This is a genomic window from Blastomonas sp. SL216, assembly GCA_026625625.1.
In the GTDB taxonomy this organism is placed as follows: domain Bacteria; phylum Pseudomonadota; class Alphaproteobacteria; order Sphingomonadales; family Sphingomonadaceae; genus Blastomonas.
This window is the reverse complement of record CP113055.1, coordinates 3,157,832-3,182,565: the sequence shown is the minus strand read 5'-3', so window position 1 is coordinate 3,182,565 and position 24,734 is coordinate 3,157,832. Positions and strand designations below refer to the sequence as shown.

The following is a 24,734-nucleotide window of genomic DNA, read 5'->3' as shown; positions in this document are numbered from 1 at the left end:
AGCCTCTCCATGAACACGCCCGCCCCTTCGCGCCTTCGCGTGCAAAATCAGGTTCACGAGAAGTCCACGAAGTTGACGGACCCGCGCCCACGCTGGCCATATAGCGGGGCCTTCGAAAAGCTCAGGCTGAGCGGGAATGGTGCGGGTAGGACCAAGAATTCGCAAATACCTGAGAAGTGCAAATATTGCTCTTGTTCGGGTTCTCGCATAACCTCGACCCATGAGAAATCTCGGTTTCCTTCTTGCGCTATTGGTTATCGCCGGACTTTTGCTGGTGCAAAGAAACGATGGTCCCAGTTCTAGACGAATGAAGGCGACTGAAACGTATCTTGTTTTCGATATCAGACCGTTCGGTGACATACCATATATGGCTTTTATCCATCACATCGATCGGCAGCGTGCTCTGGCACGAACAGCGACTCAAGGATATGACGAGCCTTGCAAGCGGAAAAAGACAATCGATGGGTATGAGGTGAACGAACAGCTTCCCACCGATCAGTGCGTCCATATGGAACCTGCCAAAGTCTGGCGCGGTGAATGGGTCAGTCAGTATGAACACACGGTTTTCTGCCCTGCCGAGGCAGAACAAACTGAATGCCCGATCCCCAACGACAGAATATGGCTGAGCGGTGCAATCGGTGGAGAGATCGGCAACCGCTATCTGGTTTCATTTGTCGGCAGAAAGACCAAATATCCCGGCGGTTACGGTCATTTTGGCCTATATCAGTCCGAAATCATCGTTGACCGCATGATCTCCCTGGAGCTGCTTTCAGCCATAGAATAGTGATCTTCCGTCCAAGCTATTTGCTGCACCGGTTGACGCTGTCCATTCGCCTAATAGGTTTGGACGATGTAATCACCCCCGCCTTGGCATCCGGAACGGCAGCATCAGCTTCACGATCCCCTTTTCCAGCCGGTCGAGCGACAGGCTCTCGTGCACCGCCTCGGCGCTCTCGCCGAACAGCCGCGTCTTCAGCGCGGTGCGTGAATAGAAGGGCGTGTCCTCCCAGGTGCGGCGGATCTCGACCGGAGCTCCGGCATCGGCGCGGGTGATGCGCGGCATGCGCCACAAAGTCTTGGGCAGCACGCGTTCGGGGGGCAGCTCAACTTCCCTGATCGCGCCGTCCTCGGCAAAGCGCAGGCCCATGGCGAAGCGGCTGGCATCGCGGCGCTGGCCTTCATAAAGCACCACCGAATCGCGGCCCAGATGCGCGCGCGACCAGTGCCAGTCGGAAAAGCCGCGTTCCAGGGGCTCGATCCCGGCATTGCTGTCGATATAGCCCTCGCCGCGCCAGCTGAGCGAAGGGCTCGCCATATTGACCTCGACCGCCGCGCGCGGGGCGATGGGTCGCCAGGCATGGTTCCCCGCCAGGTCGAGCGGCCATTGGGTCTGCGGCATCATGTGCGGATAGACACGGATCGTGCCGCGCACCCGGCGCGGAATCGGCGCGGTGATCTCTTCCAGGTCGATGCGCAGGCTGGTGCCGTCCCAGTGCATCGCGCTGGGGCCGATGACGAGATGGTCGTGATCGCGCGAAAGATGCTTGCTGCCCCGCTCGGTCATGCACCAGCCGCCGCGCGGGCCGTACAGCGCGACGTTCATCGCGATGTGATTGTCCGGATTGCCGCGCCCGGACCAGTGATAATATGGCGAGAAGACGCTGCCGATAAAGGCGATGATGGTGAGGCCGTGGCGTCCGTCGTCGCTCAGCGCGTCGATATACCACCAGGCATAGCCGCCCGGCGGGACGACCGCATCAAAGGCAGGTCCGCAAGCAGCCGCTCTGCCGCCAAGCGGCCGGAGAGGCTCGCCATCGGGATCCCGGCGCCGGGGTGAATGCCACCCCCGGCCAGATAGAGCCCCGGCAAGCGGCTCGCCGCCCCGGGCCGCTGGAAAGCCGCCTTCCAGCCATGGGTCGCCCGGCCGTACAGGGCGCCGCCCGTCGCCGGGAACAGTTGCTCGTAATCCGACGGGGTCACCAGCTGCGAATTGTCCGGCGAATGGTCGATCGTCAGGCCACAGGCCTCCAGGAAGCCGAAAACTTGCCTCTCGCATCGGTCGATCTCCGCCTGTGAACTCTGGTAGGTATCGCCATTGGCTGGCGCATTCACGATCAGCTGCAGCCGCTCCGGCCCCGGCGGTGCACGCGCCGAATGGTCGTCGCGGTCCTGCGCGCAGATATAGATGGTCGGCGCTTCGGGCACCGCGCCGCGCCCGAAGATCGCGTCGAACTCCGCGCGATAATCGTTCGAAAAGAACACGCTATGCCGGACCAGGGGAAAGCCGCTGGTCTTCGCATTCATCAGCCAGGTCATGCTCGACAAGGAGCGCTGCTTGGGCGGCACCGGGGGCACCGCCTTGCGCACCGCATCGCCCAGCCGCCCGATGTTGAGCGCGGCGGGATCGCCGTTGAACACCACCGCCCGGCCGCGGATGACCTCGCCGGATTGAAGCCGCACGCCGGCGGCGCGGCCATGTTCGGTGACTATCTCGGCAATCGGCGCATCATAGCGGAACTGCGCGCCATTGCTGCGCGCAAGGTCCGCGATGGCCGTCGCGATCGAATGCATGCCGTTATCGGCCAGCCACACGCCATCCTGTTCGACATGCGCGATCAGCATCAGCGTTGCGGGCGCGACGAACGGCGATGACCCGCAATAGGTGGCATAGCGCCCGAACAGCTGCTGCAGTCGGGGATCGTGGAAATGGCGGCCCAGCGCCTTCCACATCGCCTGATAGGGGCGGATCGCCATCGTCTCTGGCAGACGCCTGAGGCCGATGCGCGTCACCAGCGACAGCGGCGTGGGCGCTGAGGCCTCTAGATAGGGTTTGCGCAGCACGTTGAAGATGCGCGCGGCTTCGGTGCAGAAGGTGCGGAAACCTGCGGCATCGCGCGCGCCGAAATAATCGCCGATCGCCGCTTCGCTCTCGTTCACATCGGCAAACAGGTCGAACGGGGTGCCAGGGCCCCAGGCATGGCGCGCGATCAGGCTCGCCGGGGTCAGCGGGATCGCCGAGTCGATGTCCCCGCCGCAATCGGCAAACAGCCGCTCGAACACCCAGCGCATGGTGAACACCGTCGGCCCGCCATCGACTGGCCGTCCTGCGGCCATCACTTCGCGCAGCTTGCCCCCCGGCGTCGGCTGGCGTTCGACCACCAGCACCGGCTCGCCTGCCGCCGCCAGCAAGGCCGCAGCGCTCAGCCCGCCGACGCCTGCTCCCACGACGATGATCGGTTCATGCCGCATCGGTCAGCCAGTCGGGAAAGAAACGGGTCATTCTGCGATGCTAGCACCTGTCCATAAAGTTTGACAGATGTTTGTCGGATAATTTGGACAGCGCGGCGTCAGAGCCTCATGAGCGCGCAGGCAAAGGACTTCGGTTACCCCAGAACCCGAACCGGGTCCGATCCGTCCCAACCCTTCGCAGCGTCGGAGATCATCGCGAACAAGCCTTCGCTGCCGCTCGCGGGTTGCAGCACCTCGACGATCGCGCCTGCATTGGGCCGCGTTTCGGCAGGGCCGCAATCGGCATAGAGCACCGCGCCGTCAGCCCCCACCTTGCCCTCGACCAGCACAAGGCCGCCCGCTGCCTCGATCGCGGCACGCGCCGCCGGGATATCATCGGTCAGAACGCAGATATGGTGCATCGCGCCGCCCTCTGGCCGGTAATCGCCGCGATAGATGGACGGCGCGTCATTGTCCTGCCGGATCAGTTCGATCTGCACATCGCCCCATTGCGCCAGCGCGATGGTGAAGGTGCAATCCGATGGCGCGCCCATGAACCGCGCATCCTCCAGCCGGATGCGTTCCATCACGAAGAACGGCCCCACCCCCATATTCCGGGTCCAGTGCCTGAGCGCGGCATCGAAATCGTCGGGCACGAAAGCGATCTGCATGGGCTTGCCGATGGCGGCGATGGCATGGCTGGGCATGATCCGGTCCTTTCCCCTCACTAAACCAATAGTGTCATTGCCCTTGTCTCTTCTGGCATGGTGCCGCCAATTGCCATTGTCCAAATTGGGAGGCCCGCACATGGCCGATCGCGATCCATCCGACAGCCTGTCCCCGGACTGGGCGGCCTCGCGCAAGCTGCGCGCGCAGGAGATCCGGCGCAAAATCGTCGCCAATGTGGCGAACAAGACCACCGACATGGCCGATTCGCCCCTCCCGCTGCACAAATCGGTCTATACCGGCGAGGCGCGGTTCGAAGCCGAGCGTGAGCATCTCTTCCTGTCGCAGCCGCTGGTGGCGGGGCTGACCGGCGATATTCCCGAACCCGGCGATTATCTGGTGTTCGATGCGGCAGGCCCCTCGATCCTGGTGATCCGCGGCAAGGATGGCGTCGTGCGCGCGTTCCGCAACCTGTGCACGCATCGGGGCGCCAAGCTGGTCGAGCAGGCCGAGCCCTTTGCCGGCAAGGCCAGCCGCATCGCCTGCCCCTTCCACGCCTGGACCTTCGACAATCTGGGCAAGCTGATCGGCCAGCCGGGCAAGGCGGGCTTTGCAGATTGCGCCATCGGCGCGCGCGACCTTCTCGAGCTGCCGTGCAGCGAATATCTTGGCCTGATCTTCGTGCGCGCGTCCGAGGGCGAGCCGATCGACGCGGCGGCGCATCTGGGCGATTTCGCCGATCAGCTGGCGCTGATCGAGCTCACCCGCGCGGTGCCGGTGAAAAAGGGCATATTGACGGCGGACTCGAACTGGAAGTTCGCGCTCGACACCTATGGCGAGGGCTATCATTTCGCAGCATTGCACAGCTCGACCATCGGCCAGACGCATTACAACGATATCTCGGTGCTCGAACGCTTCGGCCGCCATCACCGGATCAGCTTTCCCGACAAGACCATCGGCGATCTGGTCGGCAAGGACGAAGCCGAATGGCCCGATACCGAATATGGCGGGGTGCATTACCTGTTCCCCAACACGGTGGTGTTCTTCGGCGCGGTCACGCCGGGGGTCTATTTCACCCAGGTGTTCAGGCTGTTCCCCGATGGGGTCGGCAAGACGCGCTGCCAGTTCGCGGTCTATGCGCCTTTCGGGATCCTCGACGAGGATTATCGCGGGGTGTGCGAGATGGCGTACGACGCCACGGCGCAAGTCGTGCAGACCGAGGATTATCGCGTCGCCAGCTATGGCTATGCCAACCTCAAGACCGCGCCGGCGGATTTCCGCGTGGTGCTGGGCGCCAACGAAAGCGCACCGCAAGCGGTGCATCAGCACATTGCCGAGGCGATCGGCATGCCCTTGTAACAGATCCCCGAACCCAGCTCCGTTTGTCCCGAGCGTGTCGAGGGACGTGATCGAAAGCGGTGGCGCATACATCCCTCGACTTCGCTCGGGACGAACTGGTGAGGGGCAAGAATACACAAGAACGAGTTTAGGAGAGCCAAGCCATGGAAGATGCGAGCCGGACCTACCCTGCCGACCGCTGCCCCGCGATCACGGTCGACGAGATTCTCGACCTCGACAGCCGCGAGGTGCCGCCCGAGGTGCGCGGCGACAGCTGGCGCGATCTGGGCACGGAACCGGTCACCGCAGAGCGCTATACCAGCGCCGCCTTCTTCGAGGCCGAAAAGAAGCTGATGTGGCCCAATGTGTGGCAGATGGCCGCGCGCGAGGACGAGCTGCTGCAAGCCGGCGATTATGTCGTCTACAACAATGTCGGACGCTCCTACCTCATCGTCCGGCAGGATGACGGGTCGGTGAAAGCCTTTCACAATGTCTGCCTCCATCGCGGCCGCAAGCTGCGCACCGAAAGCGGATCGGCGGACGATTTCACCTGCCCGTTCCACGGCTTTGCCTGGAAGACCGATGGCGGCCTGAAGCACATCCCGTGCGAATGGGATTTCCAGCATCTGAAAGAGCGCGACATGAGCCTGCCCGAGCTGCGCGTCGAGCGCTGGCAGGGCTTCATCTTCGTTACCGAAAGCACCACGCAGGTCAGCTTGCGCGACTATATGAGCGCCGAAGTGTACGACCGGTTCGGCCGCTGGCGGCTCGACGAATGCTATACCGCCCTGTGGGTCGGCAAGGTCATCAACGCCAACTGGAAGGCGGTGTCCGAGGCGTTCATGGAAGCGTGGCACTCGATCGTCACGCACCCGCAAATCCTGCCCTATACCGGCGACGCGAACACCCGCTATTCGATGTGGGGCGACCATGCGAACCTGGCGCTGACGCCGTTCGGCCTGCCCAGCCCGCATCTGGCGGCGGACAACCTCAGCGAAGACGATATCATCGCCGCGTTCAGCCGCACCTCGGGCCGCTCGGCCTCGCTCGAAGGGCGCAAGCTCGATGAAGGCGAGACCGCGCGCAAGGCGATGGCAGAGATCAACCGCGCCAATTTCCTCGACGCGCTGGGCTATGACAGCGAAGGGATATCGGACAGCGAGATGTTGGACGCCTTCACCTACAACATCTTCCCCAACCTTTCGCCCTGGGGCGGGTTCGTACCCAATATCGTCTATCGCTGGCGGCCCTGGCCCGACCAGAATGCGACGCTGATGGAGGTGCGCCTGCTCGGCCGCAAGCCCAAGGACGGCGCGATGCCCGAAGCGGCCGAAATGCGATTCCTCACGCCGGAAGAGCCCTGGGCCACGGTCACCGAATGGGGTGCGCTGGGCGAGGTGTTCGATCAGGACATGGAAAACCTGCCCTATGTCCAAGAAGGGCTGATCGCGTCGGCCAACAACAGGGTCGAGCTGGGTCGTTATCAGGAAGGGCGGATCCGGCAGTTCCACCAGACGATGGACAAGTATCTGGCGGGCCAGTTGCCGTGAGCGGCTTTGGGGGGGCAGCCGAAGACCAGGTCGCGATCCGCGCGCTGATCGACAGCTATTCGGATGCCGTGTTCCGCCGCGATGCAACCGACTGGGGTGCGACCTGGGCCGAGGATGCGTTGTGGAACCTGATGGGCACCGAGGTGCGCGGGCGCGCCGCGATCGTCGGGCTGTGGAACCAGGCGATGGCGGGCTTTCCGTTCGTCGCGTTCTTTGCGCAGGTCGGCAGCATCAGCATCGATGGCGATCGGGCGACGGGCCGGATCTACACGCACGAATATCTCGAACTCGCCGACGGATCGGTCAGCCGCCCGATCGGCCAGTATCACGATGTCTACACCCGCACCGCCGACGGCTGGCGCTTTGCCGAACGGCATTTCAGCATCCTCAAGGAGACCCAGGCCCAATGAGTATCGTCATCGCAGGTGAAGTCGATTTTCCGCCCGAGAACCGCGACGCCGCGCTCGCCGGCGCCAAACCGCTGATCGACATGGCATTGGCCGAGCCTGGATGCCGCCACTATGCCTGGACCGCCGATCCGCACGATCCGGGCCGGGTGCATGTGTTCGAGGAATGGGACAGCGCTGACGAGCTGCAGGTGCATCTTGAAGGCCCGGCCTATCAGGGCATGCTGGGCCATCTCAGCCAGTTCACCATCCTCAACGCCGATACGCGCAAATACCGGTTCGACCTGAAGGAGCCGGTCTATGGCCCCGATGGCGTCGCCACCGCGCGCTTCTTGAGCGGAGCTGCAGCATGACCGACTTCAGCGCCAAGACCGCGATCGTCATCGGCGCGGCGGGTGATCATAATATGGGCCAGGTGATCGCGCGCGCGCTCGCCGCCGCTGGCGCGACCGTGATCGTCTCGGGCCGCAAGCGCGAACCGCTCGAGGCACTGGCAGCCGAAATCGGCGGCGAGGCGGTTACCTGCGACCTGACCAGCCGCGCCGATGTCGATGCGCTGTTCGATGGTGTCACGGCGCGCCACGGCAAGGTCGATATCGCGATCAACGCGACCGGCTGGGGGCTGATGAAGCCATGGGCCGATGTCACCGACGCGGATCTCGCAGCCATGGTCGCGCTGCAGTTTACCGGCGTCCACCATATGCTGAACGCGTGCCTGCGCACGATGACCGCCGGCGGATCGGTTATCCAGATTTCCTCTGCGACGACCCAGTGCCTGATTTACGACCATGCCGCCTATATCGGCACCAAGGCGGGCTCTGAGGCGCTGATCCGCTGCTTTGCCAACCAGTACGGGCCACTGGGCATCCGTGCCAATATCGTCTCGCCCGGCCTGACCGCGACGCCGATGGCGGCGGCAGCGGTCGCGACTCCGGGGCTCGAGGCCGCGTTTGCGAAGGAATATCCGCTGGGCCGGATCGGCACGGCAGACGATATCGCGCACGCGGTGCTGTGGCTGTGCGATGACCACTGTTTCGTGACTGGGCAGAATATCCAGGCCAATGGCGGGCTGACGCTGCGGCGCAATCCGCGGCCCGAGGAGATTGCCGCATCGATCGGCGCGGCCATGGCAGCACAGGCGCAATAGCCATGGTTTGATGCGCAGGCGTGCATCTGCTGGCACATTGCAATCGTAACGCTATAGTGCCGCACAATCTGCCCGCGCATTCGGGTCGCAACCAGGGGCCAATCTTACGTGAAAAAAGCTGCAGTTATCGGGTCGGGTTTCGGCGGGCTGGCGCTCGCCATCCGCCTGCAATCCGCCGGAATCGCCACCACCGTCATCGAAAGCCGCGACAAGCCCGGTGGCCGCGCCTATTTCTGGGAGAAGGACGGCTTCACCTTTGACGCCGGCCCCACCGTCATCACCGATCCGCCGTGCCTCGAGGAATTGTGGGCGCTGACCGGCCATCATATCAGCGAGGATGTCGACCTCGTCCCCGTGATGCCCTTTTACCGGCTCAACTGGCCCGACGGCACGAATTTCGACTATTCGAACGACGAGGCCAGCCTGCGCGCCGAGATTCAGAAGCTCAATCCCGACGATGTCGCGGGCTATGACCGGTTCCTGGAATATAGCGCCGGCGTGCATGACGAGGGCTATCTCAAGCTCGGCCACAAGGCGTTTCTCGACTTTGCCAGCATGATCAAGGCCGCGCCCGCGCTGATGAAATATCAGGCCTGGCGCTCGGTCTATTCGATCGTCTCGTCCTTCGTGAAGAACGAGAAGCTGCGTGAGGCCTTGTCCTTCCACACGCTGCTGGTCGGCGGCAATCCGATGAAGACCAGCTCGATCTACGCGCTGATCCACAAGCTGGAAAAGGACGGCGGGGTGTGGTTCGCCAAGGGCGGCACCAACAAGCTGATCGCAGGGATGGTGAAGCATTTCGAGCGGATAGGCGGCACCATCCGCCTCAATGATCCGGTGACCGAGATCGAGACCATGGGCGACAAGGTCACCGGCGTGGTGACCAAGAGCGGCTGGCGCGAGAGCTTCGACGCGGTCGCCAGCAATGCCGACATCATGCACAGCTATCGCGACCTGCTCGGCAAATCGGGCCGGGGCAAGCGCGCCGCCGCGAGCCTGAAGCGCAAGAAATTCTCGCCTTCGCTGTTCGTCGCGCATTTCGGCATCAAGGGTGACTGGCCGGGCATTCCGCACCACATGATCCTGTTCGGCCCGCGCTACAAAGGCCTGCTCGACGACATTTACGATCATGGCGTGCTGTCCAAGGACTTCTCGCTGTACCTCCACCACCCGACCGTGACCGATCCTAGCATGGCGCCTCCGGGGCACAGCACCTTCTATGTGCTCTCGCCCGTGCCGCATCAGGGCAAGCTGCCGATCGACTGGAAGGAAATGGGCCCGATCTACGAAAAGCGGATCCTCGACGAGATCGGCCATCGGCTGATTCCCGACATCCACGAACGGATCGTCACCAGCTTCCACTATACGCCGCAGGATTTCAGCAACGATCTCAACGCGCATCTGGGCAGCGCCTTCAGCCTTGAGCCGCTGCTGACGCAGAGCGCCTATTTCCGCACGCACAACCGCGATGATGCCATCCCCAACATGTATTTCGTCGGGGCCGGCACGCATCCGGGCGCAGGCATTCCCGGCGTGGTCGGCAGCGCGAAAGCGACCGCTTCGCTGATGCTGGAGGATATGCTGTAAGCTCATAAATCCTCCCCGAGTTCTTCTCGGGGAGGGGGACCGCCGACCACAGGTCGGTGGTGGAGGGGAAGCGGTGTCGAGCGTCGCCTTTACCCCATCCGCTCAGCCTGAGCCTGTCGAAGGCCCCGCGCCCTAAGCCGCGTTTGCTTTTGCCTTTTACAAGGCTCGCAGGCTATATCCGGCCGACGATATCACGGGGCCTTCGACAAGCTCAGGCTGAGCGGGTTTGGGTGCGCTTCCGTGCCGATGCGGAGCCTCCATCATGCACACCGGATCATGCCTGTGCGGCGCAGTCCGCTTCACCGTTTCCGCCCCGCTCAAAGGGCCGGACGCGTGCCACTGCAGCCAGTGCCGCAAGCAGTCGGGCCATTACTGGGCCTCGACCGACGTCAAGCGCAGCGACCTTGCCATTTCGGGCGAGGAGCATGTGCGCTGGTACCAGTCCAGCCCCAAGGTGCGGCGCGGTTTCTGCGGCACCTGCGGCAGCTTCCTGTTCTGGGACCCGCCGCACCGCGATTCGACCGCGGTGGCGATGGGCGCGTTCGATGCGCCGACCGACACGCAGCTGCACGTCCACATCTTCACAGCGCACAAGGGCGATTATTACGCCATAGCCGACGGTCTGCCGCAGGAGTGAGCGAGCCATGATCCATTCCGAGCTCCATTCGGGGAAGATTTAACGCACTTGCCCCACCCCGCATTTCCGGCGATGGACCTTGCAACACCCTCATCAGGAATCATCATGCCCGCCCCCTTCAAGCGTCTGGCCGTCTATTGCGGCTCTGCCACCCCTGCCGACCCCGTCTATATCGAAACCGCCCGCATGGTCGGCGCGACCCTAGCCAGGCGCGGGATCGGCGTGGTCTATGGCGGCGGACGGCTGGGATTGATGGGCGCGACCGCAGATTCGGCGCTCGAACAGGGCGGCGAAGTGATCGGCATCATCCCCGAAGCGCTGGTTCGGCCCGAAGTGGCGCACCAGGGCTGCACCGAACTCCACGTCGTGCCGGGCATGCATGCCCGCAAGCAGGCGTTCACCGACCTGTCCGACGGCTTCATCGTTCTGCCCGGCGGCGTCGGCACCATGGACGAGCTGTGGGAGGCGATCAGCTGGTCGCAGCTTGGCTATCATGCCAAGCCGGTGGGGCTGCTCAACGTGAACGGGTTTTACGACCAGCTCATCGCCTTTAACCAGCACATGATCGAGATCGGCTTCATCCGCCCGCAACATGCCAATATCCTGATCGTCGACGATACGCTCGACGGGTTGCTCGCCAAGATGGAAGCCTATCACCCGCACCAGTCGATCTTTTCGATGACCACGGATGATCTTTGATTGATCGAAGGGGGATCGGCCAGCATGGATAGGCCAGCCCTGGTTTCCTATGCCCGCGATTCCATCGCGCGCGGCTCCAAATCCTTTGCGCTGGCCTCGAAGCTGTTCGATCCGCTGACCCGCGAGCGGGCCTGGCTGCTCTATGCCTGGTGCCGCAAATGCGATGATCTGGCCGATGGGCAGGACATGGGCCATGGCATGAGCGCGGTCGCCGATGCAAAAGAGCGCGTCGCCTATATCCGTGCGCAGACCGATGCCGCCCTGGCGGGCGCACCGACCGACGATCCGGCCTTTGCCGCGCTGGCGCTGGTCGCCAGCGAATGCCGCCTGCCGCGCAGCATCATCTTCGACGTGATCCAGGGCTTTGGTCTCGACGCCGATGAATGGCGCCCCCGGACCGAGCGCGACCTGTACCAATATTGCTATCATGTCGCGGGCGCAGTCGGCCTGCTGATGGCGATCGTCATGGGGGTGGACCCGCAGGACGAGGAGACGCTCGACCGGGCCTGCGACCTTGGCCTGGCCTTCCAGCTCGCCAATATCGCGCGCGACCTGTCAGAGGACGATTCGGTCGGCCGCTGCTATCTGCCCGTCGAATGGCTGGCCGAGATGGATATTCCGCCCGGCCAGCACATGAAGCCGTGGCTGCGCCCGCAACTGGTGCCGCTGGCAAAGCGGCTGGCGGACCGGTCAGAGGCGCACGAAGCCTCGGCGCGGGTCGGCGCGGCGCGGCTTGCGTTCCGCGCGCGCTGGGCGGTGCTGGCGGCAGCGGGCATTTATGGCGATATCGCCCGCGAGGTGCGCAGGCGCGCAGCGCAGGCCTGGGACCACCGGGTCATCACCACGCGCGGCCAGAAGATCGGCTGGGTTGCACGCAGCCTGGCACAGGCGCTTGGCCAACCCGATCCGGTCAGCCGCGACGGACTGTGGACGCGCCCACGCAATCAGCAGCGCTGATCAGGCCGCGCGCGCCGCGCGCAACCGTTCGGCCATCGGATAGATTTCGCCATGCTCGCGTGCAATCCGCTCGGCCAGCGCCGCGAACACCAGCGCCGATTCGGATCGGAAACAGTCGGCCTCGGCCAGCAGCCTGTCCGCGCGCTTCCACCGATCGACAAAGTTTAGAAACGCATCGGCGAGCCCGCCCATTTCCTGCCAGTAACGCTCTGCCGTCTGGGCGATCACAGGGTCACTGGCATTGCGCAGCGCCGGATAGAGAATCTCGTCTTCCAGCGCGAGATGGATGCGCAATATGCCGGTCAGCCGCGCCAGCATCAGCGTGATTTCCACCGCCGCGCCGCGATCGGCGATAGCGACGGATCGCGCCTCGATATCGTGGACGATAGCCAGACAGGCTTCGTGTTGAGACTGCATTTGTCCGATGCGCCAGTTCATAACCGAGCGTCCCCTCCGTGCCGATGAGCGATCAGCACAAGCCTCAGGGCTATGCGGTGTTGGTTAATTCTGGCCTAATCGCAGCGACCTCCCAAGAAATGCCATCGATTTCAGTTCCGCGCTTGCCAGAAAAACTGGTTGCAGATAGAAACTCAATATGCGCTTCGTCACCGCTCGCCCGCTCGGGCCCCTCACCCTGTCGCTGATCGCTGGCGCGATGCTGGCGCTTTCCGCCTGTTCTGGCGGCAGCGATACCGCAGCGCCGGTTTCGGCCGACAAGGTCTATCCGGTCACCATTGCGGTGGTGCGCCCGGCTTCGACCTCGGCGCTGATCACCGCAGCGGGCACGGTGCGCTATCGCTATGAGACGCCTTTGGGCTTCACCACGGCGGGCAAGATCGCCAGCATCCGCTTTCAGGAAGGCGACCGGGTGATGCCCGGTGCCCTGATCGCGGCGCTCGATGCGACTCAGGTCAGCGCCAATCTGGACAGCGCCCGCGCCGAGCAGCAGCGCGCGCAGGCAGAGCTGGGCCGGTTCCAGCAGCTGTTCGAAAAGGGCTGGGTGACGCGCGCGCAGCTTGAGCGTGCCGAGGCCACCGCGCGCGCCGCCTCGTCCCAGGTCAGCAGCGCAGGCTTTGCCAGCGGCACATCGCGTATCAACGCGCCATCGGGCGGCATCATCCTGGCCCGCACTGCCGAGCCTGGCCAGGTGGTGGCGGCGGGCACGCAGATCGTCGTGCTGGGTGAAACCAGTGGCGGCATGGTGCTGCGCGCACCGATGATCGACAGCGACATCGCGCGGCTCACCCCCGGAATGCCGGTGATGGTGCGCCTGTCTGCGGTGCCTGGCGGCGAGATCGAAGGCGTGATCAGCGAGATCGACGCGCGCGCCAACCCGTCTTCGGGCGCGTTCGAGGTCACCATTGCGCTGCCCGCCAACCCGGCGCTGCGCTCTGGCCAGATCGGCACCGCCGAATTCCGCGTCGCCGCCGCGCCCGACGCTACCGGGCTCGCCGTGCCCGCCAGCGCGGTGTTCAACGTGCGGGCGGACGAGGGCTTTGTCTATCTGCTCGACCCCAAGGCCAATCGCGTCCGCGCGCGTGCGGTGCAGATCGGCCGGATCGACGACAAGGAACTGGTCATCACCGGTGGCCTGAAGCCGGGCGACCGCATCGTCGCTTCTGGCCTGGTGCTGCTGACCGATGGCGCGAAGGTGAAGCCGCTGGCCACGCGCCAGTCGAGCCGCAGCAGCGCCGCCGCAGCGCCCGCTGCCGCAGCCCAGTAGCGCCCGTCCAGCATGAACCTCGCCGCCTTTACCATTGCCCGGTGGCAGCTCAGCCTGGTGGCGTTCCTGCTGCTGGCGGCGCTGGGACTGACGTCGCTGCTGACCATCCCGCGCTCGGTCGACCCGCATTTCCCGATCCCCGTCGTCACCGTGATCATCGCGCTGCCCGGCGCGGACGCGGCGGATATCGAGCAGACCATTGCCAAGCCGATCGAGGAGGTGCTGCGCGGGATCGACGATATCGACGAGATCCGCGCAGGGATTACCGACGGCTTTGTCACCGTGACCGCCGAATTCGACTGGGACGGCGACCCCGACCAGTATTTCAACGATGTCGTGCGCGAGGTCAGTGCGATCCGCAGCCAGCTGCCCGAGGGCATTACCGAGCTGCGCTATCGCAAGGCGCGCACCACCGAAGCGGCGGTGCTGCAGCTCGCCATGGTCAGCAAGACCGCAAGCTGGCGCCGGTTGCAGAAATATTCTGAGGACATCCGCGACACCTTTGTCCGCTATCCCGGCGTGCGCAACACGGTGATCGATGGTCTGCCCACGCCCGAGGTGCAGGTGGCGATCGACAGCCGCCGGCTGGCCGAACTGGGCCTCGCCCCCTCCGCGATCGCCGATGCGCTGCGCCGCGGCGGAGCGGAACTGCCCCCCGGCGCGGTCGACAGTGCGGGACGGCGCTTCAATGTCGAGGCCGGCGGCGCCTATCGCGATCTCGATACCATCGCCAACCTGCCGATCCGCGCGGGCAACGGCACGCTGATGCGCGTCAGGGACGTCGCCGATGTCCGCTGGGGCGAGGCCGAGCAATTGTACATCACCCGCTTCAACGGCGAGCGCGCGATCTTCCTGTCGATCCAGCAGAAGGACGGCTTCGATGTCATCCGCCTCAAGGCTTCGCTGGAAGAGGAACTGAAGCGGCAACAGGCCAATTTCCCGCCCGATATCCGGCTGGAACAGATATTCGACCAGAGCCGCGACATCGAACACCGCCTGAGCGAACTGACCCGCGACTTCTCGCTCGCTCTGGGCCTCGTCATCATCACGCTGCTGCCTTTGGGCTGGCGCGCTTCGGTGATCGTGATGATCTCGATTCCGCTGTCGCTCGCCTCGGGCCTGCTGGCGATCAGCGTGATGGGCTTCAACCTCAGCCAGCTCGCGGTGGCAGGGTTCATCGTCGCGCTGGGCCTGCTGGTCGACGATTCGATCGTGGTGACCGAAAACATCTCGCGCCATCTGCGCATGGGCAAGCGCCGATCGATCGCCGCGATCGATGCCACGCGCGAGATCACGCCTGCGGTGCTGGGCTCGACCGGCGTGCTGATCTTCGCCTTCACGCCGCTGCTGTTTCTGCCCGAAGGCGCGGGCAAGTTCACCCAGTCGTTCATCTACACGATCATCTTCACCGTCTTCGCCTCGCTGGTGATCTCGCTGACGATCATTCCCTTTCTTGCCAGCCGCATCCTCTCGCGCGATGAGGACCCGGAGGGCAATGCGATCCTCAAATGGCTGACGCACCAGATCGAGCGGCTCTATCGCCCGATCCTGCACAAGGCGCTCGACAAGCCCAAACAGACCTTCTGGGCGTCGATGGCGCTGACGCTGTCGGCCTTTGCGCTGATCCCGGTGCTGGGCTTCAGCCTGTTCCCCTATGCCGATACCAGCTATTTCCGCGTCACCATCGATGCCGAACAGGGCAGCAGCGTCGCCACCACCGACGCGCTGGTGCGCAAGGTCGAGGCGGTGCTGGCCAGGGAGCCGGATATCAAGGTGCGCGCCGCCAATACCGGCAGCTCCAACCCGCAAGTGTTCTACAATGTCTTCGCGCTCGACCAGCGGCCGAATTTCGGCGAGGTGTTCGCGGTGATGGACCGCTGGAATGCGGACCGCAGCCCCGAGATGATCCAGCGCATCCGCGACCGGCTGGAACAGATTCCGGGCGCGCGTTTCAATGTCGAGCTGTTTCAGAACGGCGCGCCGATCGCATCGCCCGTGGCGCTGCGCATTACGGGCGAAAATCTCGATACGCTGCGCGATCTGGCCGCGAAGGTGGAGAAGATCCTCCGCGCGACGCCCGGCGCGCGCGACGTGATCAACCCGGTCGCGACCGATGGCATCGACCTCGATATCGGCATTGACGATGCCAAGGCGGCGCTGCTCAACATCGCGCCGGGCGAACCGCGCCGGGCCATCCGCCTGGCGCTGTCGGGCGAAGGCGCAGGCACCTTCCGCGATCCCGAAGGCGACAGCTACCGCGTCGTCGTGCGCCTGCCGCTCGATGCCAGCCAGCCGATCTCCGCGCTCGACAAGGTCTATGTCGCCAGCCGCACCGGCGAGGCGATCCCGCTGTCCGAGATCAGCAGCCCCCGGCTGCAGAGCGTCCCCCCGCAGATTCAGCGCTATCAGCTCGAACGGTCGGTGACGGTCACCGCCAATGCCCAGCCCGGCGCGCTGCCAGCGCGGATCAGCGAGCAGGCCATGGGCGAGGTCGACAAGCTGAAGCTGCCGCCGGGCTATCGCGTTTCGGCGGGCGGCGAGGCCGAGGCGATCGCCACCGTGTTCGGCGGGCTGGGGCCGATCATCCTGATCGCCCTGTTCGGCATTTTCGCGGTGCTGGTGGCGGAATTCGGCCGGTTCCGCGAGACGATCGTGGTGGCAGGCGTCATCCCGCTCGGCACGTTCGGCGGCTTTGTCGCGCTGTTCGTGACCGGATCGTCGCTGAGCTATATGGCGATCATCGGCTTTGTCGCGCTGATCGGCATCGAGATCAAGAATTCGATCCTGCTCGTCGATTTCACCACCCAGCTGAGGCGCGAGGGCATGGGCCTGCGCGCGGCGATCGAACGCGCGGGCGAAGTGCGCTTCCTGCCGGTGCTGCTGACCTCGGTCACCGCGATCGGCGGGCTGTTGCCGCTCGCGCTGTTCGGCGGCTCGCTCTACGCGCCGCTGGCCAGCGTGATCATCGGCGGGCTGATCTCCTCCACCCTGCTGTCGCGCATCGTCACCCCGGCCATGTACCTGCTGATCGCGCGCGGCGGCGAGCAGGATGACGAGGCCAAAGCACCGCCGGTGCTGCCGGTCGAAGGCTAGGGTGGTTGTTTTGCAGCCGTCTCGCTCTATTTCGGTATCGAACCAAAGCCCGCTCAGCCTGAGCTTGTCGAAGGCCCCGCTTTTTGGCCTGCGTAGGCGCGAGGCCTTCGACAGGCTCAGGCTGAGCGGAGTGGGTGCAAGCAAAAAAGGACAACCCGAATGACCGAACAAACCGCCATCATTGCCGGAGGCTGTTTCTGGTGCACCGAGGCCGTGTTCAACGACGTGGTCGGGGTAAGCCAGGTCGAAAGCGGCTATATCGGCGGCACCGCCGTCAACCCGACCTACAAGCAGGTGTGCGGCGGCGATACCGGCCATGCCGAAGCCATTCGGGTGACCTTTGACGACGAGCAGCTGAGCTATGCCGATCTGCTCGACATCTTCTTTGCCACGCACGATCCGACGCAGCTCAACCGCCAGGGCAATGACGTCGGCACCCAGTATCGCTCGGCCATCTTCCCGCTCGATGCCGCCCAGCAGGTCGAGGCCGAGGCTGCGATGAGCCGCAACCAGCCCAACTGGCCCGCCCCGATCGTCACCACCATCGAGGAGGCGACCACCTGGTATCCAGCCGAGGATTATCATCAGGAATACTGGGCCGGCGAAGGCCAGCGCAATCCCTATTGCCTGGCGGTGATCCCGCCCAAGCTGCAGAAGCTGCGCAAGAGCTTTGCGGCGCGCGTGAAGGCCTGAGTCCGGCGTGACCGGGTCGCGGCTTGACAGCCGCGCAGCACGCTGCAAGGTCTCGCGTCGGCTGTCGGGGCCGATAAAGAGGACATAACGTGAAGCCCATCCGCAAAGCTGTGTTTCCGGTTGCCGGTCTTGGCACCCGCTTCCTGCCCGCTACCAAGGCGATCCCCAAGGAGATGCTGCCGATCGTCGATCGTCCGCTGATCCAATATGCGGTGGACGAAGCGCGCGAGGCGGGGATCGAACAGATGATCTTCGTCACCGGGCGCGGCAAGAGCGCGATCGAGGACCATTTCGACATCGCGTTCGAGCTGGAAAAGACGATGGCAGAGCGCGGCAAGTCACTCGAGGTGCTGGAGCCCACCCGGCTGGGTCCCGGCAACTGCGCCTATGTCCGCCAGCAGGAACCCTTGGGCCTGGGGCACGCGATCTGGTGCGCGCGCGATATCGTCGGTGACGAGCCGTTCGCGATCTTCCTGCCCGATGAATTCATGGTGGGATCGCCCGGCTGCATGAAGCAGATGGTCGATGCCTATAACCGGCTGGGCGGCAATCTGATCAGCGTGCTGGAAGTGCCGCGCGAGGCGGTGTCGAGCTATGGCGTGATCGCGCCCGGCACCCGCGAGGGCGATATCACCGAGGTGCTCGGTCTGGTCGAAAAGCCCAGGATCGAGGATGCGCCGTCGAACCTCATCATCTCGGGCCGCTACATCCTGCAGCCCGAAGTGATGCACACGCTGAAAAGCCAGGAAAAGGGCGCAGGCGGCGAGATTCAGCTGACCGATGCGATGGCGCGGATGATCGGCACCCAGCCGTTCCACGCGGTGACCTTTGCCGGCAAGCGCTATGACTGCGGCTCCAAGGCGGGCTATGTCCAGGCGAACCTCGCCATCGCGCTGGGCCGCGAGGATATGGCCGACGAAATCCGCGCCTTTGCGCTCGATCTGTTGAAATAGCGGTTCAGCACAGGCTCAGCCGGGCTATAGCAGGACCCATGCTGCGCGGTTCCGCGCGTCGGAGGGTCGAATCGATGAAAACTGCGCTTGGCTTTGTCCTGCTGGCTCCGCTGGCACTGACCGGCTGCATCGCCAGCGCGGTCGGCGCGGTGGTGACCGCGCCTGTCAAGATCGTGTCCAAGGGCGTCGATCTTGCCACCACCAGCCAGTCCGAAGCCGACGAGAACCGCGGTCGCGCGATGCGCAAGGCGGAGGAGCGGCTGGGCAAGCTGCAGCGCCAGCGCGACAAGGCACTGCGCAAGTGCGACGACGGCAACGATGATGCGTGCGAACTGGCACGCGATATCCAGGAACAGATCGACGACGAGCGCGACCGCGTCATGTAACGCCGGGACTGCCCTGGCCTGCAAAAGCGGGTCTGGTCACGAATCGTTCAACCCGGTAAGGGCCTTGGGCGGCCGGGGCGCTCGTGCGCCGGGCCGCGTGTTGATGAAAGGCCCCGATATTCCATGGATGGACAGCAGCTCTTTTTCCTGATCGCCGCTCTGGTGATCGCCGTGATGATCCTCGTCTGGGCGCTGGTCGGGCGCAGCGGCGGCGCGGGTGCAGGCCATCACGATGCCGGACACGGGCATGACGATCATGGCCATGGCCATGACACGCACGATCACGGCCATGCCGCGGTCGAAGCGCCGCCCGCGATCGTCCCGACCCTTGGCGGCGCGTCTGATCCTGTGGCGGTTCCGCTTTCCACGGCTGACATCGACGCCCAGATCGCCGCCCAGGCTGCAGAGGCCCAGGCCAGCGGCAAGCCGCGCATCGCCGCTGCCGTCGGCGAGCCCGACGACCTGCGCAAGATCAAGGGCATCGGCCCCAAGCTCAACACGCTGCTCGGCGAACTGGGCGTTGCCCGTTACGACCAGATTGCCGCCTGGACCCCTGCCGATGTCGCGGAAATCGATCCGTATCTCGGCACGTTCAAGGGCCGCGTCGATCGCGACGGCTGGATCGAACAGGCAGGCTTCCTGGCGCGCGGCGATATTGCCGGGTTCGAGGCGAAGTTCGGCAAGCTTTGAACTACCGGCCCGCCTCTCCCCGCTTGCTCAAGACGGCCTCGGCCTTGGCGCTGGGATGGCTGGCCATGACCTCCTGCCCGGCTTTTGCGACAATGAATCTGGAATGTTCGGGCCGTCGCGACACCCCTGAGGTGTCCGCACTGGTGGGCTCGACCATGGCCTTTGACCAGCTGAGCGTCCGTCAGGGCAAACGCGACCTGGCACGCTGGGGATGGCGACAGACAATGGCCTCGCCATCGCTGGTCAGGATCGTCCTGCTCGATGCCAAGGGCAGCGAGGCGGGCCTGCTGCGCCTTCGTCCGGTGCCGGTCACGCGCGCCAACGCGTCGGGCAATGGACCAAGCCATGTCGGCACGCTGGTCTACGGCAAGCGCACCTACTGGCTGCGATGCACCATGTGACGCTGGCCGCTGGGCAAGGTGGCTCTGCTTGAGCAACCGGCAACAAAAAAGGCCGGGTCATCGCGATGATCACCCGGCCTTTTTGTGTTTCAGCGATCCTTGGGGATCAGGCGAGAGCCGCCTTTAGCTTTTCGGCCAGATCGGTCTTCTCCCAGGGGAAGAAGTCGCCTTCGGGCTTGCGGCCGAAGTGACCGTACGCCGCCGACTTCTGATAGATCGGCTTGTTGAGGCCCAGATGCTCGCGGATGCCGCGCGGCGTCAGACGCACGAGCTGCGGCAGAACCGCCTCGATCTTGTCGTCGGCGATCGTTCCGGTGCCGTGGGTGTCGACATAGAGCGACAGCGGCTCGGCAATACCGATGGCGTAGGACAGCTGGATGGTGCAGCGACGCGCAAGGCCTGCTGCAACGATGTTCTTGGCCATGTAGCGGCTGATATAGGCAGCCGAACGGTCGACCTTGGTCGGGTCCTTGCCCGAGAAAGCGCCGCCGCCATGGGGCGAAGCGCCGCCATAGGTGTCGACGATGATCTTGCGGCCGGTCACACCGGCATCGCCGTCAGGACCACCGATTTCGAAACGACCGGTCGGGTTGACGTAGATCTTGGTTTCGTCGGTGATGAAACCCTTGGGCAGAACGTCGTGCATCACGCCGACGACATAGTCGTACAGCTTCTGATACTTGTCGGCATCGCCCTGGCCTTCATGCCAGTAATAGTCGGCAGCGTGCTGGGTGGAGACGACCAGAGCGGTGGCGCGCACCGGCTTTTCGTCTTCATAGGCGAGCGTCACCTGGCTCTTGGCGTCGGGCTCGAGGAAATCGACGACCTTGTTGTGACGGTCGGCAGCCATGCGCTCGAGAATCTTGTGCGAATAGTCGAGCGTGGCGGGCATCAGGTCTTCGGTCTCGTCCGAGGCATAGCCGAACATGATGCCCTGGTCGCCGGCGCCTTCGTCCTTGTTGTCCTTGGCATCGACGCCCTGCGCGATTTCAGCCGACTGGCCGTGCAGGTGGTTTTCGAAGCTGAAGGTTTCCCAGTGGAAGCCGTCCTGCTCGTAGCCGATGCGCTTCACGGTCGCGCGGACGGTCTTTTCGATTTCTTCCAGCGCGCCGGGGGCCCATTCACCATTTTCGTACACGCCCTTGCAGCGGATTTCACCGGCCAGCACGACGCGCTGCGTGGTGGTCAGCGTTTCGCAGGCGACGCGCGCATAGGGGTCCTTGGACAGGAACAGATCGACGACCGAGTCGGAAATCTGGTCTGCAACCTTGTCGGGATGGCCTTCGCTGACCGATTCGGAGGTAAAGAGGAAGCTCTTGCGCATGGGTCGCCTTCTTGCTGAGGCCCACGGGGAACCGCCCCGCAGGCACATATAAAGATTTCCTTATATCACGGCCCTTAACGGCGGAATGCACGCAGTGCAACCGCGAACAGCATCAGCAGCGCGGCAAGGCCAAGCGGCAGCAGATTGCCCCAGAGCGCAAAGGGTGTGGGACCATGCGCCTTGGGCATCAGCGCATCGATATGCCCCGCCTTGTGGTGCGCGATGGACTGGAGCAACCGGCCATCGGCATCGATCACCGCCGATATGCCGGTGGGGGTGGAGCGGATGACTGGCACGCCTTCCTCCAGCGCGCGCATCCGCGCCTGCGCCAGATGCTGGGGCGGGCCCCAGGGGCCGAACCAGGCATCGTTGCTGGGGTTGAAGATGAAGCCTGGCCGCTGGGCGCGATCAGCCACTTCGCCCGAGAACACGATTTCGTAGCAGATCTGCAGCCCCATCCGCCCGAACCGGCCAAGATCGATGGTCTGCGCCCCCGGCCCCGGGGTGAAGCCCAGCGTTCCCGGCACCAGCCGCGACAGGCCCAATGGCCCCAGCAGCTCTTCATAGGGCAGATACTCACCGCCGGGCACCAGATGGCTCTTGTCATAGCTGCCCAGTATCTCGCCCTGGCTGCTGAAGACGAACACGCTGTTGGCCGCGGCGATGGCCTGGCCCTGATTGTCAAAATCCAGCTTCGCCCCGCCGGTCACCAGCAGATCGCCATCGTTGATCGGACGGGTCAACCGTGCGCGGACACCGGCAGCGGTTTCAGGATAATAGAAGCGGCGGGGATAGCCGTCCTCGACAAAATCCTCGGTCGCCGCCTCCGGCCAGAAGACCAGTCGCCCGCGCGGGGCCTTGCGGTCGACGGTCTGGTCAACCAGCCGGGCAAAGTTGCGCATCGCCTCTTGCGGATCATATTTGTCCGACTGGTCGTTGTTCGGCTGCACCACGGTGAGCGGCGTTTTGGTGAGGCCGGCAGGCGCGGGGGCAACCGCCCATCCCGCCAGGCTGGCCAGCGCGACCCCTGCGAGCAGCCCGAGCCCGGGCTTCCACTGCCTGTGCGCCACCAGCAGCAGCGCGCCCGATGCCAGCATCACCAGCGCACCCAGCCCATAGGTGCCGACCAGCCGCGCGGCCCATCCCGCATCGAGCGCGACGACGCCGAGCGGGTTCCAGGCAAAGCCGGTAAACACCCAGGCGCGCATCCATTCGGTGACCAGCCACAGCGCGGCAAAGCCCAGGATGAATGGCGCGGTCGGCCGCGCGCCATCACGGGCGAACAGCATATGGACGGCCAGAGTCGCCAGCGCCGGGAAGAGCGCGAGATAGCAGGACAGCCCGACCACCGCGACCCAGCCCAGCCAGGCCGGCATCGCATCCTGATAGGTAAAGGCAATCGCGATCCAGTTCAGCCCGATGGTGAACTGGCCCAGGCCGAACATCCAGCCGCGCGCAAAGGCAGCCCGGCGGTTGGGCGCGATCGCGATCAGATGGATCAGCAGGGCCATGCAGCCCAGCGTCACCGGCCACAGGTTCAGCGGCGCAAAGCCGGTGGCGGAAAGGCCGCCCGCCAGCAGGGCGAGCCATTTGGGAAAGCGCTGGATCATCTGCCCGACCCTATGCCCGTGCCCGCGCGGCCTGACAATCGGGGTTGCAACGCGCCTGTCACACTATGGCGGCTTTTCGATGCAAAAGCAGGTGACAGGCAGCCAAGCCCCCAGCATAAGCACAGCCATGACCAGCCTTGCTGCCCTGTTGCTCGCCGCACAAGCCGTCGCCTCGCCGGCCATTCCGGCCATGGCGCCGCCCGCGCTCACTCAAGCGCAGCGCGACGACCTGACCTGCGCTGCAGCCTTTGCGATCGTGGCGTCCGAACAGGAACGCGGCGTGACGTCGGCGCTCGGCTACCCCACTCTGGTGAGCCGGGGCCGCAGCTATTTTGTCCGCACTGCAGAGCGGATCGTCACCGAAACCGCCTCCAGCGAGCAAGCGATTGGCGCGGCGCTGTGGCAGATCGTCCAGCAATTGCAGCAGGATGCGGCGCAATCGAACGATCCGGCGGGCGTTGTCGATGCCATCATGGAGCCGTGCCTGGCCAAGCTGGACGCCGCGGTGCCGCTGCCGCCGCCGCCCTCTATGCTGCAATGCGCGGTCTATGTGCAGCTCGCCTATGAAGAGGTGAAGCGCCGCGAGGGTGATTCGAACACCGCGCGCGACCTCCAGACGCTGGCCAGCGTGCTCGAATCGCGGGCGCGTGACGAAATGCGCGATGAAGGGCTGAGCGGCAACGAAGCCGATGCCAGGCTGATCGAGACGCGCGAGACCGCCATTGCGGCAGAAAAGGCGCGCGACGCCAGCGATGATGGAGCTGACCAGGACGGCGGCATTGATTTCGAGCATTGCTTCAACCTCGCGCGTCCCGCAGAGAAGCGCTGAATCACCCGGTTTGCGGCCAGCCCCATATCGGGACATGATTTTTCCACAGCATGTCAAATATTTGGCGAAAACTGTCACCTGATCTGACGGCTTTACCCATCGTTAACGAATGACCCCTAAATCGTTAACTAGTCGCGGTAAGCACCGCTGGTAACGAAATGGGGCAAGCATAATGGAACAGCTCGACGGACTGGCAATGGCCGACCTGATCGTGGGCAACAGCCTGGCGATCCGGGAAATCCGTGGTCTGGTGCGCTTTGCGGCGCAGACCAGTGCATCGGTGCTGATCACCGGCCCGTCGGGAACCGGCAAGGAGCTGGTGGCGCAGGCGCTGCACCGCGCGTCCGAACGTGCCGCCGCCCCGTTCATCGCGGTCAACAGCGGCGCCATTCCCCGCGAGCTGATCGAATCCGAACTGTTCGGCCATGAAAAGGGCAGCTTCACCGGCGCGATCGCGCGCCGCATCGGCCATTTCGAATCGGCCAATAACGGCACCCTGTTCCTCGACGAAATCGGCGAAATGCCGCTCGACATGCAGGTCCGCCTGCTGCGCGTGCTGGAAGACCACAAGGTCCGCCGCATCGGCAGCAACGACGACGTCCGCGTCGATGTCCGCCTCATCGCGGCAACCCATCAATGCCTGGAAAGCGCGATCGGGCAAGGCCGGTTCCGCGCTGACTTGTTCTACCGCCTCAACGTCCTGCCGATCGAGCTGCCCGCGCTGGCCGAGCGGATCGAGGACATTCCGATGCTGGTCGAGCATTTCCTGTCGCGCGGCTTTGCAGCCGACAACCCGCCGGTGTTCACCGAAGAGGC

General features: G+C 64.5%; 24 protein-coding genes and 1 pseudogene. 19 read left to right on the top strand and 6 right to left on the bottom strand.

Features of this window, described 5'->3' with window-relative positions:
• Positions 1-220: 220 nt before the first annotated feature.
• Entirely contained in the window at positions 221-784 is a 564-nt protein-coding gene (locus OU999_15090; protein WAC23050.1) for a hypothetical protein, read from the top strand.
• Positions 785-856: 72 nt separating this feature from the next.
• Here the strand turns inward: OU999_15090 and OU999_15085 are convergent, their stop codons facing one another.
• The 3 genes from OU999_15085 to OU999_15075 all read right to left on the bottom strand — a co-directional run bounded on the left by OU999_15085 (position 857) and on the right by OU999_15075 (position 3,935).
• On the bottom strand, positions 857-1,603 hold the full coding sequence (locus OU999_15085) for a hydratase (GenBank protein WAC23049.1): 747 nt from the start codon (positions 1,601-1,603) through the stop codon (positions 857-859).
• 104 nt (positions 1,604-1,707) lie between these two features.
• On the bottom strand, positions 1,708-3,249 hold the full coding sequence (gene crtI / locus OU999_15080) for a phytoene desaturase family protein (GenBank protein ID WAC23048.1): 1,542 nt from the start codon (positions 3,247-3,249) through the stop codon (positions 1,708-1,710).
• A gap of 134 nt (positions 3,250-3,383) precedes the next feature.
• The gene (locus OU999_15075) at positions 3,384-3,935 is read right to left on the bottom strand and encodes a VOC family protein (GenBank protein ID WAC23047.1); all 552 of its coding nucleotides are present in this window, start codon (positions 3,933-3,935) and stop codon (positions 3,384-3,386) included.
• A gap of 100 nt (positions 3,936-4,035) precedes the next feature.
• On the opposite strand from OU999_15075, the gene OU999_15070 reads away from it, so the two are divergent.
• The 9 genes from OU999_15070 (at position 4,036) to OU999_15030 (ending at position 12,216) form a co-directional block, all read left to right on the top strand.
• Positions 4,036-5,253 carry a Rieske 2Fe-2S domain-containing protein gene (locus OU999_15070; GenBank protein ID WAC23046.1) on the top strand — a complete coding sequence of 406 codons (1,218 nt, stop codon included), beginning with the start codon at positions 4,036-4,038 and terminating at the stop codon, positions 5,251-5,253.
• A gap of 143 nt (positions 5,254-5,396) precedes the next feature.
• Entirely contained in the window at positions 5,397-6,782 is a 1,386-nt protein-coding gene (locus tag OU999_15065) for an aromatic ring-hydroxylating dioxygenase subunit alpha (GenBank protein ID WAC23045.1), read from the top strand.
• Positions 6,779-7,192, top strand: coding sequence for a nuclear transport factor 2 family protein (locus OU999_15060; protein ID WAC23044.1), 414 nt, complete (start codon positions 6,779-6,781; stop codon positions 7,190-7,192). The genes OU999_15065 and OU999_15060 overlap by 4 nt, the downstream gene beginning before the upstream one ends.
• Complete coding sequence (locus OU999_15055) at positions 7,189-7,542, top strand: putative quinol monooxygenase (protein ID WAC23043.1); 354 nt, start codon at positions 7,189-7,191, stop codon at positions 7,540-7,542. Before OU999_15060 ends, OU999_15055 begins: the two co-directional genes overlap by 4 nt.
• Positions 7,539-8,336, top strand: coding sequence for an SDR family oxidoreductase (locus tag OU999_15050; GenBank protein ID WAC23042.1), 798 nt, complete (start codon positions 7,539-7,541; stop codon positions 8,334-8,336). The genes OU999_15055 and OU999_15050 overlap by 4 nt, the downstream gene beginning before the upstream one ends.
• 108 nt (positions 8,337-8,444) lie before the next feature.
• The gene (locus OU999_15045) at positions 8,445-9,923 is read left to right on the top strand and encodes a phytoene desaturase (protein WAC23041.1); all 1,479 of its coding nucleotides are present in this window, start codon (positions 8,445-8,447) and stop codon (positions 9,921-9,923) included.
• Positions 9,924-10,185: 262 nt separating this feature from the next.
• Positions 10,186-10,560, top strand: a complete 375-nt coding sequence (locus OU999_15040) for a GFA family protein (protein WAC23040.1) — start codon at positions 10,186-10,188, stop codon at positions 10,558-10,560.
• 105 nt (positions 10,561-10,665) lie between these two features.
• Complete coding sequence (locus tag OU999_15035) at positions 10,666-11,259, top strand: TIGR00730 family Rossman fold protein (protein WAC23039.1); 594 nt, start codon at positions 10,666-10,668, stop codon at positions 11,257-11,259.
• Positions 11,260-11,283: 24 nt separating this feature from the next.
• Positions 11,284-12,216, top strand: a complete 933-nt coding sequence (locus tag OU999_15030; protein WAC23038.1) for a phytoene/squalene synthase family protein — start codon at positions 11,284-11,286, stop codon at positions 12,214-12,216.
• On the opposite strand, the gene OU999_15025 is transcribed toward OU999_15030, so the two are convergent.
• Positions 12,217-12,633, bottom strand: a complete 417-nt coding sequence (locus OU999_15025; protein WAC23037.1) for a hemerythrin domain-containing protein — start codon at positions 12,631-12,633, stop codon at positions 12,217-12,219.
• 178 nt (positions 12,634-12,811) lie between these two features.
• Between OU999_15025 and OU999_15020 the strand changes: the two genes are divergently transcribed.
• The 7 genes from OU999_15020 to OU999_14990 all read left to right on the top strand — a co-directional run bounded on the left by OU999_15020 (position 12,812) and on the right by OU999_14990 (position 20,155).
• Positions 12,812-13,939 carry an efflux RND transporter periplasmic adaptor subunit gene (locus OU999_15020; protein ID WAC23036.1) on the top strand — a complete coding sequence of 376 codons (1,128 nt, stop codon included), beginning with the start codon at positions 12,812-12,814 and terminating at the stop codon, positions 13,937-13,939.
• Positions 13,940-13,951: 12 nt separating this feature from the next.
• Entirely contained in the window at positions 13,952-17,032 is a 3,081-nt protein-coding gene (locus OU999_15015) for an efflux RND transporter permease subunit (protein WAC23035.1), read from the top strand.
• A gap of 159 nt (positions 17,033-17,191) precedes the next feature.
• Positions 17,192-17,725 (top strand): peptide-methionine (S)-S-oxide reductase MsrA, encoded by a 534-nt coding sequence (gene msrA, locus OU999_15010; protein WAC23034.1) that lies wholly within the window; start codon positions 17,192-17,194, stop codon positions 17,723-17,725.
• Between the two features lie 89 nt (positions 17,726-17,814).
• The gene (galU, locus tag OU999_15005) at positions 17,815-18,678 is read left to right on the top strand and encodes a UTP--glucose-1-phosphate uridylyltransferase GalU (protein ID WAC23033.1); all 864 of its coding nucleotides are present in this window, start codon (positions 17,815-17,817) and stop codon (positions 18,676-18,678) included.
• 74 nt (positions 18,679-18,752) lie between these two features.
• Positions 18,753-19,064: a hypothetical protein gene (locus tag OU999_15000; protein ID WAC23032.1), complete on the top strand. Its 312-nt coding sequence runs from the start codon at positions 18,753-18,755 to the stop codon at positions 19,062-19,064.
• 123 nt (positions 19,065-19,187) lie between these two features.
• Positions 19,188-19,754: a hypothetical protein gene (locus OU999_14995; GenBank protein WAC23031.1), complete on the top strand. Its 567-nt coding sequence runs from the start codon at positions 19,188-19,190 to the stop codon at positions 19,752-19,754.
• Positions 19,755-19,846: 92 nt separating this feature from the next.
• On the top strand, positions 19,847-20,155 hold the full coding sequence (locus OU999_14990) for a hypothetical protein (GenBank protein ID WAC23030.1): 309 nt from the start codon (positions 19,847-19,849) through the stop codon (positions 20,153-20,155).
• A 106-nt stretch (positions 20,156-20,261) separates the two neighbouring features.
• On the opposite strand, the gene metK is transcribed toward OU999_14990, so the two are convergent.
• Positions 20,262-21,479 carry a methionine adenosyltransferase gene (gene metK, locus OU999_14985; protein ID WAC23029.1) on the bottom strand — a complete coding sequence of 406 codons (1,218 nt, stop codon included), beginning with the start codon at positions 21,477-21,479 and terminating at the stop codon, positions 20,262-20,264.
• Between the two features lie 74 nt (positions 21,480-21,553).
• Positions 21,554-23,089: an apolipoprotein N-acyltransferase gene (gene lnt, locus OU999_14980; GenBank protein WAC23028.1), complete on the bottom strand. Its 1,536-nt coding sequence runs from the start codon at positions 23,087-23,089 to the stop codon at positions 21,554-21,556.
• 127 nt (positions 23,090-23,216) lie between these two features.
• Between lnt and OU999_14975 the strand changes: the two genes are divergently transcribed.
• Both OU999_14975 and OU999_14970 read left to right on the top strand, forming a co-directional pair.
• Positions 23,217-23,918 carry a hypothetical protein gene (locus tag OU999_14975; GenBank protein ID WAC23027.1) on the top strand — a complete coding sequence of 234 codons (702 nt, stop codon included), beginning with the start codon at positions 23,217-23,219 and terminating at the stop codon, positions 23,916-23,918.
• A 208-nt stretch (positions 23,919-24,126) separates the two neighbouring features.
• Positions 24,127-24,693 (top strand): annotated as a pseudogene (locus OU999_14970) (sigma-54 dependent transcriptional regulator).
• Positions 24,694-24,734 lie beyond the last annotated feature (41 nt).

What these genes read in the sequence shown, in the direction of transcription:
- OU999_15075 (WAC23047.1), bottom strand. Translation starts at nt 3,935, where the DNA reads ATGCCCAGCCATGCCATCGCCGCCATCGGCAAGCCCATGCAGATCGCT.
- msrA (WAC23034.1), top strand. Translation starts at nt 17,192, where the DNA reads ATGACCGAACAAACCGCCATCATTGCCGGAGGCTGTTTCTGGTGCACC.
- OU999_15050 (WAC23042.1), top strand. Translation starts at nt 7,539, where the DNA reads ATGACCGACTTCAGCGCCAAGACCGCGATCGTCATCGGCGCGGCGGGT.
- crtI (WAC23048.1), bottom strand. Translation starts at nt 3,249, where the DNA reads ATGCGGCATGAACCGATCATCGTCGTGGGAGCAGGCGTCGGCGGGCTG.
- OU999_14990 (WAC23030.1), top strand. Translation starts at nt 19,847, where the DNA reads ATGAATCTGGAATGTTCGGGCCGTCGCGACACCCCTGAGGTGTCCGCA.
- OU999_15070 (WAC23046.1), top strand. Translation starts at nt 4,036, where the DNA reads ATGGCCGATCGCGATCCATCCGACAGCCTGTCCCCGGACTGGGCGGCC.
- OU999_15030 (WAC23038.1), top strand. Translation starts at nt 11,284, where the DNA reads ATGGATAGGCCAGCCCTGGTTTCCTATGCCCGCGATTCCATCGCGCGC.
- OU999_15020 (WAC23036.1), top strand. Translation starts at nt 12,812, where the DNA reads ATGCGCTTCGTCACCGCTCGCCCGCTCGGGCCCCTCACCCTGTCGCTG.
- OU999_15065 (WAC23045.1), top strand. Translation starts at nt 5,397, where the DNA reads ATGGAAGATGCGAGCCGGACCTACCCTGCCGACCGCTGCCCCGCGATC.
- metK (WAC23029.1), bottom strand. Translation starts at nt 21,479, where the DNA reads ATGCGCAAGAGCTTCCTCTTTACCTCCGAATCGGTCAGCGAAGGCCAT.
- OU999_15090 (WAC23050.1), top strand. Translation starts at nt 221, where the DNA reads ATGAGAAATCTCGGTTTCCTTCTTGCGCTATTGGTTATCGCCGGACTT.
- OU999_15035 (WAC23039.1), top strand. Translation starts at nt 10,666, where the DNA reads ATGCCCGCCCCCTTCAAGCGTCTGGCCGTCTATTGCGGCTCTGCCACC.
- OU999_15015 (WAC23035.1), top strand. Translation starts at nt 13,952, where the DNA reads ATGAACCTCGCCGCCTTTACCATTGCCCGGTGGCAGCTCAGCCTGGTG.
- OU999_14975 (WAC23027.1), top strand. Translation starts at nt 23,217, where the DNA reads ATGACCAGCCTTGCTGCCCTGTTGCTCGCCGCACAAGCCGTCGCCTCG.
- lnt (WAC23028.1), bottom strand. Translation starts at nt 23,089, where the DNA reads ATGATCCAGCGCTTTCCCAAATGGCTCGCCCTGCTGGCGGGCGGCCTT.
- OU999_15085 (WAC23049.1), bottom strand. Translation starts at nt 1,603, where the DNA reads ATGAACGTCGCGCTGTACGGCCCGCGCGGCGGCTGGTGCATGACCGAG.
- OU999_15025 (WAC23037.1), bottom strand. Translation starts at nt 12,633, where the DNA reads ATGCAGTCTCAACACGAAGCCTGTCTGGCTATCGTCCACGATATCGAG.
- OU999_15055 (WAC23043.1), top strand. Translation starts at nt 7,189, where the DNA reads ATGAGTATCGTCATCGCAGGTGAAGTCGATTTTCCGCCCGAGAACCGC.
- OU999_15000 (WAC23032.1), top strand. Translation starts at nt 18,753, where the DNA reads ATGAAAACTGCGCTTGGCTTTGTCCTGCTGGCTCCGCTGGCACTGACC.
- OU999_15040 (WAC23040.1), top strand. Translation starts at nt 10,186, where the DNA reads ATGCACACCGGATCATGCCTGTGCGGCGCAGTCCGCTTCACCGTTTCC.
- OU999_14995 (WAC23031.1), top strand. Translation starts at nt 19,188, where the DNA reads ATGGATGGACAGCAGCTCTTTTTCCTGATCGCCGCTCTGGTGATCGCC.